Below are 15614 nucleotides of genomic sequence, written 5' to 3'. Positions count from 1 at the left end.
GTTCCCACCCCCTCGACCGATCCCGCACCCCGCCCGGGTGAACTCTCGGGTTTCAGTGGAATTCGGGATTCGGAATTCCACTGAAACCGGGACCCCGATTTCCACTGAGATCGGGGACGTCTCGGGAGGGGGCGCTCGGTGGAGACGCGACCCCGTCGAACGGCGGTCTCCCACCGGGTGATCCCGGCGAGCTCGAGCGCGCCCGCGATAGCGTCGTCGCATGGCCATCAGCGAAGTTGATCGGGATTTCCTGCGGCGCGCGGTCGTGCTCGCCGAGCGCGCGTTGGAGTCCGGCGACGAACCGTTCGGTTCCGTGCTCGTCTCGCCCGAGGGCGACGTGCTGTTCGAGGACCACAACCACGTCGCGAGCGGGGACGGCACGCAGCACCCGGAGTTCGCGATCGCCCGGTGGGCGGCCGAGAACCTCACCGCCGAGGTTCGTCCGCGGTGCACCGTCTACACCTCGGGTGAGCACTGCCCGATGTGCTCGGCGGCGCACGCCTGGGTCGGTCTGGGCCGCATCGTCTACGCGTCGTCGACGGAACAGCTGGGCCAGTGGGCCGTCGAGCTCGGTCTGCCCCTCTCCCCCGTCGCGGCGCTGCCGATCGAGGCGATCGTGCCCGAAGCCGAGGTCGACGGTCCCGACCCCGAGCTAGCCCCCGCGGTGCGCCGGCTCCACGAGCGGCGGCTGTGACCGGCCGCCGCGCTGTGCGGTGCGCGACAGTCGGTCGCGCCTCCGCGGATACCGGGGTCGAGCCGGTTAGCTTGATCGGCGATCACCTGGAGCACGACGTCGGGGGACGACAGTGACCACACGGGAACGCTTACGAGCGCTGGTCGACGCGCCGCGATTCCAGCAGTTCATCATCGGCGTCATCCTGGTCAACGCGGTGACGCTGGGCTGCGAGACCTCACCGGCGCTGGTCGCCGCGCACGGGGAGCTGCTGCACGCGGTGGACCGGATCACGCTGGCGATCTTCACCGTCGAACTCGCCGCACGCCTCTACGCCCACGGGCCCACGTTCTTCCGCGATCCGTGGAACTGCTTCGACGCGGTCATCGTCGGCATCGCGCTGCTGCCCACCTCGGGCTCGTTCGGGGTGCTGCGGGCGTTGCGGATCCTGCGAGCGCTGCGGCTGATCTCCGCCATCCCCAGCATGCGCCGGGTGGTCGGTGCGCTGCTCGGAGCGCTCCCCGGCATGGCCTCGATCGCCGCTCTGCTGGGGCTGATCCTCTACGTCGGCTCGGTCATCGCGACCAAGTTGTTCAGCACCGTCGCGCCCGAGTACTTCGGTGACCTGGGCGCCTCGCTGTTCACGCTGTTCCAGGTCATGACGGGTGAGGCGTGGTCGGAGGTGGCGCGCTCGGTGATGGAGGCCGAGCCGCTGGCCTGGATCTTCTTCATCTCCTACATCGCCGTCACGACGTTCACCGTGCTCAACCTGTTCATCGCGGTGACCGTTTCGGCGATGGAATCGCAGGTCGCGCGCGAGCACGAGATCGCCGAGGAGAACCAGACCGCGATCCTGCTCGCCGAGATCCAACAGCTGCGCGAGGAGGTCCGCGGCATGCACGCCGTCGGCCAGCAGCGCCAGGAGGGTTGAAACAGGAAGTGGCACCGCCACTTCACCACCGAACTCGAGGAGCCACGACGTGGACGAGCGCTTGGTGCTGTGGGACGTCGACCACACGCTGATCGATTCCCTGGGCTTGGGCGGAGCGGCCTACCAGCGGATCTTCCCGCAGGTCACCGGACAGCCGGTGCGTCAGCCCGCGCTGATGGACGGCCGCACGGACCTCGGCACCATCGACCACATGCTGCGCTCGCACGACATCGAACCGACCGGTGAGCTGGTGGCGGCGATGACCACCGCTCTGGCCGGGGTTTTCGACGAGGTGCGGGTGGAACTGGCCGACAACGGCCGGGTTCTGCCCGGAGCGCGGGAGGCCCTGGTGGCGTTCGACGCCGATCCGCTGGTGCACCAGAGCGTGCTGACCGGCAACACCGCGGAGGTGGCGCGGATCAAGCTCGGCGCGTTCGGCCTCCTCGACCACGTCGACCTCGACATCGGCGCGTTCGGCGACGATCACCTGCGGCGAAGCGGGCTGGTGCCCATCGCCCGGGAGCGCGCCGAGGACAAGCTCGGGATCGACTTCGCGCCGGAGCGAACCGTACTGATCGGCGACACGCTCAACGACGTGCGCGCGGCCCAGGAGTCCGGCGCGCACCTCGTCGCGGTCGCCACGGGTTCCTACAGCGCCGACGAACTGCGGTCCGCCGGCGCCGAGGTCGTCTTCGACACCCTGCCCGCACCGGAGGAACTTCGCCTGGCGCTGGGCTGAGATCCCGGTCCTGGGCGGCCTGCCCCCGTCGGCGACGAGCAGGCCGCGTCCTCCAGGACTTCGCTCATCGACCCATCCGCCGGTAGAAGCGCTCGCGGTCGACGGTGGCCACCTGGTGGTGCAGCACGCCGGCCTGCCGGCCGGTGTCGACGTTGAAGGCGCGGGCGGTCCAGGTCTGGCGGCCGACGTCGGGCGCGGGGCCGCGTTCGACCTCGATGCGCACGGCCTGCCCGGGCAGCGTCGGCGCGGTGTGCTCGTACGCGCCGCCGCAGCCGAGCATCGCGAACTCGTCCGGCACGTCCGGGGCCAGCAGCTCCCAGGTCGCGTCCTCCAGCATCGCGATCATCGTGCCGGTGGCGAGCACCGGTTCGCCGCGCCTGGCCAGCAGCGTCCCGGGCAGGATCCGCGGGACGGTGTGCGCGGCGGTGATCGTGCGGGTGCAGGCGTGCACCTGGACGGGCTGGGTGTTGGTCACGGCTGGTCCCCTCCCAGCAGCGACGGTGCCGTGGTGATCACCGCGCCACCGGTGCGGATCGGGTCCTCCAGCAGGCCGGGTTCGCACGGGTGGCGCCAGAACACCGCGCAGTCCGGGCAGAACCAGCGCAGCAGCGGCGGTTCCAGCCAGCGGACCTCCTCGGTGCACAGTGGACAGTTCAGCGCCAGGCTTTCCGGCGCCGGCCCGTATCGATTCAGCTCGACCGCGGTCATCCCGCTCCTCCCGTTGATGAAGACGAAGCGGATCTTCCGACGCCCGCTTCGTCCGGGGTATCGGTCGCACCAAGATCGAAACTGAAGAGGCCCGATCAGCACCGTGCACCGATCGGGCGTCATCTCAGGCGTCGCCGTGAGGAACAATCCACAAAGGATCACCCGGTCGTGCCGCAACCAAAACGACCCGTTAACAGCCTGTTCCGCTACTCCACTGTGGATTTAATCACAAGAAACGCCGATACTCGCTCCGCTTGCCCGAGCACGGAGTGCCCGACCCCGGGCAGCACCCGCACCGTCGCGCGGGGCGCGTTCCGGAGCCTGCGGCGCGTTTCGGCGGTGTCGAACATGGCGTCGCGCTCCCCCGCGATCGCCAGCACCGGCATCGGCAGACCGGCGAGCTGAGCATCGGTGAACACCGGGAGCCGTTCGGTCCGAGGCCGGAACTCGCGGTAGATCTCGGTGAGGAAGTCCAGGAACGACGCGTCGTCCACTCCGGCGACCTTCGCCGCCGACCGGCGGCGGCCCCACGGGCCCAGCAGCCGCAGCAGGATCACCGGGAGCAGCCAGCCGTAGGTCTGCCTGCCGATTCCCGCCGGGCACAGCAGGACCAGCCGGCTCACCCGGCTCGGCCGCCGCACGGCGTGGTCGAGCGCGACCCAGGCGCCCAGCGAGGCACCGACCACCGCCGCGTCCTCCAGGCCGAGCGCCTCGAAGACCTCGTCGAGCCAGCGGGCGTGCGCGTCGGAGTCGAGCGGCGGGCGCACCTGAGCGCTCAGGCCGGGCTCGCCGGGCAGGTCGAGCGCGAGCACGCGGAAGCGCCTGGACCACTCCGGGAACTCCGCGCGCCACATCGCGGCGTTGGTCCCGGAACCGTGCAGCAGCACCAGCGGCGGCGCGTCCGGAGGGCCGCCTTCCAGCACGAACGTCGCACCGAGCGAGGTGTCGACGGTTCGCCGCCTCGCGGGCACCGGCCAGTCGTCGAGCAGCTTCCGGTAGGAGCGCTGGATCGCCAGCCTGCCCCCCTCGCTCTTGTAGATCTTCGCCTCGTCCATCGCCTACCCCATTCTTACCTATTAAGCTCCATCATGACGCACCTTACGTCTGTTTGGGTACCTTCTCATCGATTTTCTCGCGAACCTGGAAAATGGGCTTGAGTCTCCAGCCGGTGGAAGGTCGAAGGTGAATCCCGTGAGCGAGAAACCCGAGCTGTTCACCATCGGTGAGCTGGCGCAACGCACCGGGCTGGCGGTGCGCACCATCCGCTTCTGGTCCGACAGCCACGTCGTCGCGCCCAGCGGGCGCTCGGCCGGCGGCTACCGGCTCTACGACGCCGAAGCCGTGGCACGCCTGGACCTTGTCCGCACGTTGCGGGATCTGGGCCTGGACCTGCCGTCGGTGCGGCGGGTGCTGACCAGCCAGGTGACGGTCCAGGACGTGGCCGAGGCCCACCTGGCGGCGCTCGACGCGGAACTGCGCACGCTGCAGGCCAGGCGCTCGGTGCTGCGGTGGATCGCTCGACGTGGAACGACTACCGAGGAGATGAGGACCATGCACGAGGTGGCGAAGATGTCGGCCGACGAGCGTCAGCGCATCATCGACGACTTCGTCCAGAGCACCTTCGACGGCGTCGACGACGACGCTCCGGGCGCGGACATCGCCCAGGGCATGCGCTCGATGCCCGCCGCACTACCGGCCGATCCGTCCACCGAGCAGGTGGACGCCTGGATCGAACTCGCCGAGCTGGTCAGCGACGAGGACTTCCGGCGGCGCTGCCGCGAGATGGCGGTGACCGGTTCGCAGGGCATCGATCAGCCCGGCGGCTACTCGCCGGAGAAGACGATGGAGCACGCCGCCGCGGCGCTGCGCGACGGGATCGCACCGGATTCCGCCCGCGGCAAGGAGGTCCTGGACCGCATCGTCGATCCGGACCTGAGCTCCGAGGAGCGGCTCGCGCTGGCCGGCACGGTTGAGACCTTCACCGACCGCCGGGTGGAGCGCTACTGGCAACTGCTGGGCGTGCTCAACGGCTGGCCGGCCTTCGACCCGCACGTCCCCAACTTCGAGTGGCTCATCGAAGCCCTTCGGGCCCACGCCTGACCAACGCCCGATGCACGACGTCCGCCCGGAGGTCGTGGGGGTGTCGAATTTCGCGCGAGATTCGACATGGGCCGCTGCGTGGCGTCGGGGGTCAGACGTTGCGGAGGACGGAAACGACGGTTCCGAGGATGACGGCGTCGTCGCCGTCGATGACCTCGTAGGCGGGGTTGCGCGGTTCGAGGTAGACGTGGCCGTTGCGGCGGCGGAACACCTTGACCGTGGCCTCGTCGTCGAGCATCGCGGCGACGATCTGCCCGGAGTGCGCCTCGGGCTGCTGGCGCACGACGACGATGTCACCGTCGCAGATCGCGGCGTCGACCATCGAGTCACCGCGCACCCGCAGTCCGAAGACGTTGCCGCGCCCGGTGAGTTCGCGCGGCAACGTCAGCACGTCGTCGACGTGCTCCTCCGCGGAGATGGGCGCACCGGCGGCGATGTCACCGACGACCGGGACCGGAACGGACTGCTCGTCGGTGGGCCGGGACTGCCGGTCCTGCAGGAAGATCCGCACGTCGATGGGCCGGGAGAGGGTTTCGCTGCGCCGCAGGAAGCCCTTCTCCTCCAGGCTCGCCAGGTGGCGCGACACCGAGGAGGCCGAGCGCAGCCCCACCGCTTCACCGATCTGCCGAGTGCTCGGCGCGTAGCCGTGCTTGACCACCCAGTCCCGGATCGTGGCCAGGATGCGCTGCTGGCGCTCCGGCAGGATCGAGGTGTCCAGGTGCTCTAGGTCGAGATCGTCGAATGCGGTCATCCGGAGCATCGTAATCGTCCCGTCGGCGGGATGATCTACCTGGTCACCGCCACCTCGGCCGTCGCCGACCCGAGCACAACATTGAAACATGTTCTACCTCTCGGGTAGCGTCGTCGGGCATGGGACGTGTGGACGGCAAAGCAGCCATCATTTCCGGTGGCGCCCGGGGCATGGGCGCCGCGCACGCTCGGGCCCTGGTCGCCGAGGGCGGGAAGGTCGTCATCGGCGACATCCTCGACGACGAGGGCGAGGCGCTGGCCGAGGAGCTCGGCGACGCGGCGCGCTACGTCCACCTGGACGTGACGAAACCGGACGACTGGAAGCAGGCCGTCGACGTCGCCGTCGGCGAGTTCGGCCTGCTCAACGTGCTGGTCAACAACGCGGGCATCGTCAACGGCAGCGCCATCGAGAACTTCGAGCTGGCCCGCTGGCAGCAGATCCTCGACGTCAACCTCACCGGCACGTTCCTGGGCATCCAGGCCGTGGTGGAACCGATGAAGGCGGCCGGTGGAGGGTCGATCATGAACATCTCGTCGGTCGAGGGACTGCGCGGAAGCACGTGGGCGCACGGCTACGTCGCCACCAAGTGGGGCGTGCGGGGACTGGCGAAGTCGGCGGCGCTGGAGCTGGCACCGCACAAGATCCGGGTGAACTCCATCCACCCCGGCATGGTCCGGACTCCGATGACCGAGAACCTGCCCGAGGACATCGTGAAGACGCCGCTGGGCCGGGCCGCGGACCCGGAGGAAGTGGCGACCTTCGTGGTGTTCCTGGCCAGCGAGGAGTCGTCGTTCGCCACGGGTTCGGAGTTCGTCGTCGATGGCGGTCTGGTCGCCGACGTGCCGCACAAGTGAGTTCGAGCCGCGTCACGCGGGTGGGAGGGCGAACCGGCCCCTGCCCGTTCCCAGCGGCATGTCCAGCGTCGTGCGGATGCCGGGTTCGGCGGCCACCACCGCCGGGATGGCGTTCACGATCCGACCGGCCGCGGCGACGATGGCGGCGTGGTTGTGGTCGCCCTTCTCGCTGCTCGGGCAGATGTCGACGGCGTAGGACGGTTCGCCGGTGATCTCCACGCGGTAGGAGCCGCCGGGCTGGGCCGGTCGTGCCCAGTCCGGCCGCAGGTCGTCGCGCAGCCGGGTCACGTGCTCGACGACGATCGCCGGTCGCCCGCCGACCATCCCGGTGATCTCGAAGCGCACCGCGGCGGTGCCGCCCCGCGGGATGTGGCCGGCGGCGACGTCGAAGGCCTCCGGCGCGGGTTCGCGCTCGACGTGCTCGGTGATCTCGTCGACCTCGATGCCGAAACCCGCCGCCAGCTGCCGGATCGTCGTTCCCCACGCCATGCCGAGCACGCCCGGCTGGTAGAGCATCGGCGTCTCGTGGTCGGGCTTGCCGAAGCCCATGACGTCGAACATGACCGTGGCGCCGTCGTAGGTGGCGTAGTCGGCGATCTCCAGGCACCGGACCCGCTCGATGCGCTGGCACGTGCTCGCCAGCGCGAACGGGATGAGGTCGTTGGCGAATCCCGGGTCGACGCCGGTGATGAACAGGCTCGCTCCGCCGTCGCGCGCGGCCCGCTCGACGCCGTCGATCATCTCCTGCGGGAACACCTGCCACGGGTACTGCAGCGTCACGGGAGACGAGCCGACGACGTCGATGCCCGCGCCGAGCAGGCGCTCGACGTCGGCCATCGCCTCGACCGGACGGGTGTCACCCATCTCGCAGTAGACCGCGCAATCCGGTCGCGCGGCGATGATGTCGTCGAGATCGCCGGTCGCGGCGATGCCGGTGCTCCGGTCGAGCCCGGCGAGCTCACCGGCGTCCCGGCCGACCTTGTCCTCGCTGGAGACCCGCACCCCGGTCAGCTCGCACTCGGCGGCGTCGAGCACGCCCGCGAGCGCCAGCCGCCCCACGTTCCCGGTGCCGACGTGAGCCACCCGAATCCCCACAGCACCTACCTCCTCGCGAACCGGCAGCAACGCCGAAGACTACCCGCCCGAACCGAATTCCTGAAACATGTTCCAGCACCTCGGGCAGCGCTCGCGAGGGCATTCGGCGCCGATCGCCCTACTGCTCGGTGGCGTGCTGGATGATCAGGGTGCGAAGGGTGTCGATCGCGTGCGTTCGAGCTCCGGTGAGTTCCGGGGTGTCGAGCGTCGCCGTGGCGAGGGTGACCTCGCGGGGTGCGGGCGAGTCCCGGGTGAGGGCGTCGAGCACCTCCGGGTCGCGGCCCCACGTTCCGCCGAGGACGACCAGGAGCGGGTCGGCGAGGGCGATCATCGCCAGGAGCACTCCGCGGAGGGCGTCGGTCAGTTGCGGGAGGACGTCGCCGTAGCTCGCGCGGAGCGCGTCGACGTCGATGGCGGTCGTGCCGGGTTGGCGGAGGCCGGTCTCGCGGAAGAACTCGGTGAAGTGGACGGCCGAGCCGTCCGGACCGGTCGTGATCACGTGGGCGATCTCGCCGGTCAGCCCGCTGCCGCCGCGGCGGACCTCGCCGTCGGCGACCACCGCCGCACCGAGCCCCTCACCGAGGTGCAGGTAGACGAAGTCGTCGACGCCTGAGGCGCAGCCGCCGTCCCGCTCGGCGCGGGCCGACCAGTTCACGTCGTTGTCGACCAGGACGTCGCCGGGGACGAAGGGGGCCAGCACGGCGACCGGGTCGAGGTCACCGACGAGGAACGGCTCGTCGGGCAGTTGCACCAGCCGACCCGTCCGGCGATCGACCGGGTCCGCGGCGCTGATCACCGCGCAGCGCAACGGCATCCGGCCGGCGAGCTCCCCGGCGACCTCGCGCAGCGCGGCCGCCGCCTCCTCCGGCCCCGCCGCGCGTCCCAGCTCAGCACCGGCACCGGCCACGACGGTGCCGAAGGCGTCGACGGCCTCGGCCCGCACACCGCGCGGGGAGATCTCGGCGACCAGGGCCGCACCCGTCTCGGGCACCAGCGAGTAGTAGGAGCCCGCCCTGCCCCTGCCGGTGGTCCGCTCCCCCGTGTCGACGAGCACGCCGGCCTCGGTGAGTCTGCGGACGCTGTCGGAGATCGTGGGCTTCGAGATGCCGGTCAGCGCGGCGATCTCGGTGCGGGTCAGGCGCTCGCCCTCCATGATCGCGCGCAGCACGTGCTCGTCGGTCAGGGAGCGCAGCAGCTCCAGCGAGGGCTTGGCGGTCGGCACCTACCCAGTTTAGTCAGGAGTGTTGCCTAAATGTGCGACTCCGATTACCTTCGGCCCACCACTTCACCAGTAAGGGGTCCTGACCAAAGGAGTTCAGGGATGACCACCATCGCCAGGGCACTGCCGTCGTTGCCGCACTGGGAAACCCCGCCCGCGGACCTCTCCGGCGCGATCCGGGAGATCAAAGCCGCGCTGCGCGCCCGCATCGAGGCGTCCGGGCGCAGCGTCGACGAGGTCTTCGCCGTCGTCGAGGACCAGGTCCGCTCGCGGGTGGCCGAGATCCGGGATCTGCGGGAACGCGGCGAAGCGGTCTGGCCCGTGATCGACTACGCCGACATCGCCGCGGGCACCGTGCCCCCCGAGCAGGTCGAGGCGGTGCGCAGGCGCGGTTGTGCCGTGGTGCGCGGGCACTTCGAGCGCGCGCAGGCGCTGCTCTGGGACGAGAGCATCGTCCACTACGTCGAGCGCAACGCGTTCTTCGAGAACTACCGGGGTCCGGGCGACGACTTCTTCGGCAGCGTCGGCTCGAAGCCCGAGATCTACCCGATCTACTGGTCGCAGGCCCAGATGCGGGCGCGGCAGAGCGACCGGACGGCTCGGGTGCAGTCGTTCCTGAACTCCTTCTGGAAGCACGAGTCGCACGGCGTGCGCTGGTTCGACCCGGGCCGCGACGCGCTGTACCCGGACCGGATCCGGCGCCGGCCGGAGGGCGCCGACTCGGCGGGCCTGGGCACCCACAGCGACCCGGGCACCCTGGACCTGTGGATGACCGCGTCCTACCAGCGGGCCTTCCGGCACCTCTTCGACGGCAGCGTCGAGCGGTACGACCCGTGGGACGCCGCGCACCGCACCTCGGCCAGCCAGTACCCGGGATCGACGATGTGCTCGGCGTTCCGCACCTTCCAGGGCTGGACGGCGCTGTCGGACATGGCCCACGACCAGGGCGTGCTGCACACCGTGCCGATCCCGGAGGCCATGGCCTACCTCATGCTGCGCCCGCTGCTGCCCGACGTCCCCGAAGACGACATGTGCGGGGTGACCACCAACCAGGTCTTCCCCGCCGACCCCAAGTGGCACTCCGACCTCCTCGACGGCCTGGTCGGGATTCCCGACGTCGAGGCGGGCGACTCGGTGTGGTGGCACTGCGACATGATCCACAGCGTCGCGCCGGTCGCCGACCAGCGCGGGTGGGGCAACGTCATGTACATCCCCGCAGCGCCGTGGTGCCCGCGCAACGAGGAGTACGCCGCGAGCGTCCGCCAGGCGTTCCTGACCGGCTCCAGCCCCACCGACTTCCCCGCCGAGCACTACGAACGCGACTGGGAAGGCCGCTTCACCTACGACCAGCTCAACGAGACCGGCCGCCGGGGAATGGGTTTCACCGGAAGCTGATCATCGCTGACGAGCCGTCCGGGCTTCGGGCAACGGGTTTCGGACGAGCTGGTGCAGCGTGATCGCGACCGCCGCGGCGAGGGCGGCGAAACCCAGGACCGGCAGGGCCCGCGCGATCAGCGGGGCCGCGCCGAGCGGGTCGATGCCCGCGAGGGTTTCGGCGACCACGATCGCCGCGAAGGCGCCGTAACCTGCCGCTGCCAACCGAACCACGGTGAGCCGGAAGGATTCTGAGCCGCCGGTGAAGCGCAGCAGCCAGGCGATCGCGGGCAGGACGAGGACTCCGTGCATGGTGGCGGCGTGGCCCGGCTTGAGCACGGCGGTGAACGCGAACGCCGAGGCCACGTCGCCCTGCGTGCGGGTCAGCACCTGGCCGCCCGCCAGCATCAGCACGCCGATCGCCATGGCCAGCAGCAGCGCCAGGAACCCGACCCGCAGGGCCAGGACCATTCCCGGGTCGACCTCGTCGTGGCGGCGCGAGGTGAGCACCGTCGAGGTCACGACCACCGCCACGATCACCACCGCGCCCGAAGCCGCTGCGACGGCGGCCAGCAGGTCCAGCCCGGTCGCCCTGTCCGGCGGGATGAAGTGCGAGGGAACCCTGCGCCACGCCTGCGCGGTGATGCCGGCGACCTCGACCGCGCTTGCCGTCGCGAACGCGGCGAGCAGCCGGGCGCGCGTGCGCTGAGCCATCGGCAGGAACGACAGGACCCAGGTCAGCGTCGCCACGGTCAGCCCGAACGAGAGACCGAAGGTCGTCGGCTTGCGCCACGACACCGGCCCGCTCCACGTCCCTCCCGTCACGAGGAGCACCCCCAGGTGGAAGATCCCGCTCGCCACGAGCACCGCGGCGACCAGGTAGCAGGCCCGTTCCACCCGCGTCCCGCCCCGGTACGCCTCGGCCAGGTCCTCGCCGATCATCGCCACAACAGATCGCATGTCCGCTCCCCCGTCGCCTCCTGCTCGTCGAGCGTGCGCCCCTCGGCGGTCCGGGTCGTCCGCCGTCCTGCGACGCCGCACCTACGCGTCCCGACGTAGCTCCGCGAAATCAGGTCCCCGCTCCGGCCGCGACGGCGCCACCGCCAGCTTCGATGTTGTTCCGGTATCGGTGGATGCTCAATCGGATTTGGACGCGCATCGATGACCGGCTCTAACGTCAGCTCCGACCGAGCACCGGACCTGGAGGAAACGATGTCCCGCTTCTCGCCCGCCGAAGCCGCCGAACGGCTCGCCAGCGGGCTTCTCTCGTTCCCGGTGACGCACTTCCGCGATGACCTGAGCTTCGACGAGGCCGCGTACCGGGACAACATCGGCTGGCTCTCCGGCTTCGGCGCGACCGGCCTGTTCGCCGCGGGCGGGACGGGCGAGTTCTTCTCGCTGACCCCCGCGGAGGTCGAGTCCGTGGTGACGGCCGCCGTGCAGGAGGTGCCCGCCGACATCCCGGTGATCGCCCCCGCCGGCTACGGCACCGCCACCGCCGTGGAACTGGCGCGCGCCGCCGAGCGCGCGGGAGCCGACGGCCTGCTCCTGCTCCCGCCGTACCTCACCGAGGCACCGCAGGAGGGCCTGGTCGAGCACGTCCGCGCGGTGTGCGCGGCCACCGACCTGGGCGTGATCATCTACAGCCGCGCCAACGCCGTCTACTCCGACACGACGGTCGCGCGACTGGCAGAGGAGTGCCCGAACCTCATCGGGTTCAAGGACGGTGTCGGCGACATCGAGAAGATGACCCGCATCTACTCGCGCGTCGGGGACCGGTTGACCTACGTCGGCGGACTGCCGACCGCGGAGACGTTCGCGCTGCCCTACCTGGAGATGGGCGTGACGACCTACTCCTCGGCGATGTACAACTTCGTGCCCGAGTTCGCGGTGCGCTTCTACAACGCCGTCCGCGAGCGCGACCGGGTCGCGGTCTACCGCTACCTCAACGAGTTCGTGCTGCCCTACTGCGACATCCGCAACCGCAGCGCCGGTTACGCCGTCAGCATCGTCAAGGCGGGCATGCGCGCCATCGGCCGACCGGCGGGCCCGGTCCGCGCGCCGCTGGTCGACCTCGACGAGACCGAGCTGGCGATGCTGACCGAGCTGATCGACCGCGTTCCGGAGGCGGGAGCATGATCGAACCGACCGGACAGATGATCATCGCCGGCACCCCGACGTCCGGCTCCGGCGAGAAGATCCGCGCGATCGACCCGAGCACGGGGTCCGAGCTGGAACCGCCGTTCGGCCACGGCGACGCCACCGACGTCGAACGCGCCTGCACCGCAGCGGCCGAGGCGTTCGGCCCCTACCGGCGGCTACCGATCAGCGAGCGTGCGCGGTTCCTGGAACGCATCGCCGACAACATCGAGCAGGTGGGCGACGCGCTGGTCGAGCGCGCGCACGCCGAGTCGGGACTGCCGGTGGCGCGGCTGACCGGCGAGCGCGGTCGCACGACCGGGCAGCTGCGGATGTTCGCGACGCTGCTGCGCACCGGCGACCACGACATCCCGCGCATCGACCCGGCCCTGCCCGACCGCACGCCCCCGCGCCCGGACATCCGGCAGCGCCAGGTCCCGCTGGGGCCGGTGGCGGTGTTCGGCGCCAGCAACTTCCCGCTGGCCTTCTCGGTGGCGGGCGGCGACACGGCCTCGGCGCTGGCGGCCGGATGCCCGGTGGTGGTCAAGGGCCACGACGCCCACCCGGGGACCTCAGAGCTGGTGGGCCGGGCGATCGCCGACGCCGTCGCCGAGCTCGGACTTCCCACCGGGACCTTCTCGCTGCTGTTCGGCGACGGTCCGGATCTGGGCACCCGGCTGGTGACCGATCCGCGCGTTCAGGCGGTCGGCTTCACCGGTTCGCGCACCGGGGGTCTGGCGCTGGTGGCCGCCGCGCGGTCGCGGCCGCAGCCGATCCCGGTCTACGCGGAGATGAGCAGCAGCAACCCGGTGTTCCTGCTGCCGGGCGCGCTGGCCGAGCGCGGCGCGCAGATCGCCACCGGGTTCGTGGGGTCGTTGACGCTGGGTGCGGGCCAGTTCTGCACCAACCCGGGCATCGTGGTGGCCGTCGACGGGCCGGAGCTGCGCTCCTTCCTCGACACCGCTGCCGACGCGGTCGCCAAGCGCGAAGCGGGCACCATGCTCACCCCGGGCATCGCCCGCGCCTACGCCGAAGGCGTGGCCCGGCTCGCCGAGCACCCCGCGGTGGAGGTGCTGGCGCAGGGGCCGGAAACGGGGCTCCCGGTGGCGTGCCGCCCGGCGCTGGTGGTCACCGACGCCGAGGCGTTCATCGGTGACGAGTCGTTGCAGCAGGAGGTCTTCGGGTCCTGCTCGGTCGTCGTGCGCTGCCGCGACGCCGCGCAGCTCCGCGAGGTAGCCGAGTCGCTGGAGGGCCAGCTGACCGTCAGCGTGCACGCGGCCGACGCCGACCACGCCGAGGCGGCCGAGCTGCTGGACGTGCTGGAGCTCAAGGCGGGTCGCATCCTGTTCGACGGCTGGCCGACCGGCGTCGAGGTCGGTCACGCGATGGTCCACGGTGGACCTCATCCGTCCACTTCGGATTCCCGGACGACCTCGGTGGGCACGCTGGCCATCGAGCGCTTCCAGCGGCCGGTGGCCTACCAGGACGTGCCCGCCGCGCTGCTGCCCAGCTCGCTTGCCGACGGCAACCCGGACGGGCTGCTGCGCCGGGTCGACGGCCAACCCGGCAGGCACTGACCACACGGAGAGCGAACATGACACCCGTGATCTCCCAGATGCGCGTGATCCCGGTCGCCGGGCACGACAGCATGCTGCTCAACCTCAGCGGCGCGCACGCGCCGCACTTCACCCGGAACCTGCTGGTGCTCACCGATTCCGACGGCCGCACCGGCGTGGGCGAGGTGCCCGGCGGTGAGCCGATCCGCTCGACGCTGGAGGACTCGGCGGAGCTGGTCGTCGGGCAGCCGGTGGCACGACTCCGTTCGGTGCTGCGCGAAGTGCACGCCCGCTTCGCCGACCGCGACGCGGGCGGACGCGGCGCGCAGACCTTCGACCTGCGCGTCACCGTGCACGCGGTGACCGCGATCGAGTCGGCGATGCTGGACCTGCTCGGCAAGCACCTCGGCGTGCCGGTGGCCGAACTGCTCGGTGACGGGCAGCAGCGGGCCGAAGTCCCGGTGCTGGGCTACCTGTTCTTCGTCGGTGACCGCACCAAGACCGACCTGCCCTACCTCACCGGCGAGGACGGCACCGACGACTGGACGCGGCTGCGGCACGAGGAGGCCCTGACCCCGGAATCGATCGTGCGGCTGGCCGAGGCCGCGCGCGAGCGCTACGGGTTCCGCGACTTCAAGCTCAAGGGCGGCGTGCTGCCCGCCAGGCAGGAGGCCGAGGCGGTCACCGCGCTCGCCGAGCGCTTCGGCGACGCGCGAATCACGTTGGACCCCAACGGGGGCTGGCTGCTGCCCGAGGCCATCGAGGTCGGTCGCGGGCTGCGCGACGTGCTCGCCTACGCCGAGGACCCGTGCGGCGCGGAGGGCGGCTACTCCGGCCGGGAAACCATGGCCGAGTTCCGGCGCGCCACCGGGCTTCCCACCGCCACCAACATGATCGACACCGACTGGCGGCAGCTGGGACACGCGGTGCGCGCGAACGCCGTGGACATCCCGCTGGCCGATCCGCACTTCTGGACCATGAGCGGCTCGGTGCGCGTGGCGCAGTTCTGCCACGACTGGGGTCTGACGTGGGGTTCGCACTCCAACAACCACTTCGACGTGTCGCTGGCGATGTTCACCCACGTCGCGGCGGCGGCACCGGGTGAGATCACCGCGATCGACACGCACTGGATCTGGCAGGACGGCCAGCGGTTGACCCGCGAGCCGCTGCGCATCTCCGAAGGCCTGCTGCCGGTCCCCACATCACCCGGGCTCGGCGTCGAACTCGACGAGGACCGGGTTCAGGCGGCCCACGAGCTCTACCTCGAGCACGGCCTCGGCTCCCGGGACGACGCCGCGGCCATGCAGCACCTCATCCCGGGCTGGACCTTCGACCCCAAACGCCCTGCCCTCGACCGGACCTGACCCACCCACCCCCCAGGCGATCGAAACCCAACCCCGAAAACCGCAGTTCTCAGGCCCCCGATCACGGCAGTTCTCCGCCACCGGATTACCGCAGTTTTCGGGAACCCGATT

General features: G+C 70.9%; 17 protein-coding genes. 9 read left to right on the top strand and 8 right to left on the bottom strand.

From position 1 onward, the window contains the following. Positions 1–220 precede the first annotated feature (220 nt). From E1181_RS13770 to E1181_RS13760, 3 genes are all read left to right on the top strand, one after another. Complete coding sequence (locus E1181_RS13770) at positions 221–694, top strand: nucleoside deaminase (protein ID WP_132674703.1); 474 nt, start codon at positions 221–223, stop codon at positions 692–694. A 112-nt stretch (positions 695–806) separates the two neighbouring features. Next, positions 807–1604 (top strand): ion transporter, encoded by a 798-nt coding sequence (locus E1181_RS13765; RefSeq protein ID WP_132674701.1) that lies wholly within the window; start codon positions 807–809, stop codon positions 1602–1604. A gap of 49 nt (positions 1605–1653) precedes the next feature. Then, positions 1654–2343, top strand: coding sequence for an HAD hydrolase-like protein (locus E1181_RS13760; protein ID WP_132674699.1), 690 nt, complete (start codon positions 1654–1656; stop codon positions 2341–2343). Positions 2344–2407: 64 nt separating this feature from the next. Here E1181_RS13760 and E1181_RS13755 read toward each other — a convergent pair whose 3' ends face one another. The 3 genes from E1181_RS13755 to E1181_RS13745 form a co-directional block, all read right to left on the bottom strand. Then, positions 2408–2818 carry a thioesterase, FlK family gene (locus E1181_RS13755; RefSeq protein ID WP_132674697.1) on the bottom strand — a complete coding sequence of 137 codons (411 nt, stop codon included), beginning with the start codon at positions 2816–2818 and terminating at the stop codon, positions 2408–2410. Further along, complete coding sequence (locus tag E1181_RS13750) at positions 2815–3051, bottom strand: hypothetical protein (protein WP_132674695.1); 237 nt, start codon at positions 3049–3051, stop codon at positions 2815–2817. The genes E1181_RS13755 and E1181_RS13750 overlap by 4 nt, the downstream gene beginning before the upstream one ends. 206 nt (positions 3052–3257) lie before the next feature. After that, a complete protein-coding gene (locus E1181_RS13745; protein ID WP_132674693.1) occupies positions 3258–4106 on the bottom strand; it encodes an alpha/beta fold hydrolase in 849 nt (282 codons plus the stop codon). Between the two features lie 136 nt (positions 4107–4242). Between E1181_RS13745 and E1181_RS13740 the strand changes: the two genes are divergently transcribed. Further along, positions 4243–5151, top strand: a complete 909-nt coding sequence (locus E1181_RS13740) for a helix-turn-helix domain-containing protein (RefSeq protein ID WP_132674692.1) — start codon at positions 4243–4245, stop codon at positions 5149–5151. A 91-nt stretch (positions 5152–5242) separates the two neighbouring features. Here the strand turns inward: E1181_RS13740 and lexA are convergent, their stop codons facing one another. Then, entirely contained in the window at positions 5243–5902 is a 660-nt protein-coding gene (lexA, locus tag E1181_RS13735) for a transcriptional repressor LexA (RefSeq protein WP_132674690.1), read from the bottom strand. Positions 5903–6021: 119 nt separating this feature from the next. Here lexA and E1181_RS13730 point away from each other — a divergent pair, with 119 nt between their 5' ends. Further along, the gene (locus tag E1181_RS13730; RefSeq protein WP_132674688.1) at positions 6022–6756 is read left to right on the top strand and encodes a glucose 1-dehydrogenase; all 735 of its coding nucleotides are present in this window, start codon (positions 6022–6024) and stop codon (positions 6754–6756) included. Between the two features lie 12 nt (positions 6757–6768). Here the strand turns inward: E1181_RS13730 and E1181_RS13725 are convergent, their stop codons facing one another. From E1181_RS13725 to E1181_RS13720, 3 genes are read right to left on the bottom strand one after another with little or no spacing between them, the layout of a single operon-like run. Continuing rightward, on the bottom strand, positions 6769–7851 hold the full coding sequence (locus E1181_RS13725) for an NAD(P)H-dependent amine dehydrogenase family protein (protein WP_132674686.1): 1083 nt from the start codon (positions 7849–7851) through the stop codon (positions 6769–6771). Positions 7852–7890: 39 nt separating this feature from the next. Beyond that, positions 7891–7965, bottom strand: a complete 75-nt coding sequence (locus E1181_RS32890) for a zinc finger domain-containing protein (protein ID WP_408009811.1) — start codon at positions 7963–7965, stop codon at positions 7891–7893. 4 nt (positions 7966–7969) lie between these two features. Further along, positions 7970–9073: an ROK family transcriptional regulator gene (locus E1181_RS13720; protein ID WP_132674685.1), complete on the bottom strand. Its 1104-nt coding sequence runs from the start codon at positions 9071–9073 to the stop codon at positions 7970–7972. Positions 9074–9172: 99 nt separating this feature from the next. Here E1181_RS13720 and E1181_RS13715 point away from each other — a divergent pair, with 99 nt between their 5' ends. After that, a complete protein-coding gene (locus E1181_RS13715) occupies positions 9173–10465 on the top strand; it encodes a DUF1479 domain-containing protein (protein WP_132674683.1) in 1293 nt (430 codons plus the stop codon). Here the strand turns inward: E1181_RS13715 and E1181_RS13710 are convergent, their stop codons facing one another. Further along, on the bottom strand, positions 10466–11404 hold the full coding sequence (locus tag E1181_RS13710; RefSeq protein ID WP_207922139.1) for a hypothetical protein: 939 nt from the start codon (positions 11402–11404) through the stop codon (positions 10466–10468). It abuts the gene before it with no gap. A gap of 252 nt (positions 11405–11656) precedes the next feature. On the opposite strand from E1181_RS13710, the gene kdgD reads away from it, so the two are divergent. Genes kdgD through E1181_RS13695 form a run of 3 tightly spaced genes read left to right on the top strand, consistent with a single transcriptional unit; the run spans position 11657 to position 15503 of the window. Then, the gene (kdgD, locus tag E1181_RS13705) at positions 11657–12583 is read left to right on the top strand and encodes a 5-dehydro-4-deoxyglucarate dehydratase (protein WP_132674727.1); all 927 of its coding nucleotides are present in this window, start codon (positions 11657–11659) and stop codon (positions 12581–12583) included. Further along, the gene (locus E1181_RS13700) at positions 12580–14160 is read left to right on the top strand and encodes an aldehyde dehydrogenase (NADP(+)) (RefSeq protein WP_132674681.1); all 1581 of its coding nucleotides are present in this window, start codon (positions 12580–12582) and stop codon (positions 14158–14160) included. The genes kdgD and E1181_RS13700 overlap by 4 nt, the downstream gene beginning before the upstream one ends. A 17-nt stretch (positions 14161–14177) precedes the next feature. Beyond that, positions 14178–15503 carry an enolase C-terminal domain-like protein gene (locus tag E1181_RS13695; RefSeq protein WP_132674679.1) on the top strand — a complete coding sequence of 442 codons (1326 nt, stop codon included), beginning with the start codon at positions 14178–14180 and terminating at the stop codon, positions 15501–15503. Positions 15504–15614 lie beyond the last annotated feature (111 nt).

It is taken from the genome of Saccharopolyspora terrae (assembly GCF_004348435.1).
Taxonomy (GTDB): Bacteria; Actinomycetota; Actinomycetes; order Mycobacteriales; family Pseudonocardiaceae; genus Saccharopolyspora; species Saccharopolyspora endophytica.
This window is presented reverse-complemented; position numbering and strand designations above follow the sequence as displayed.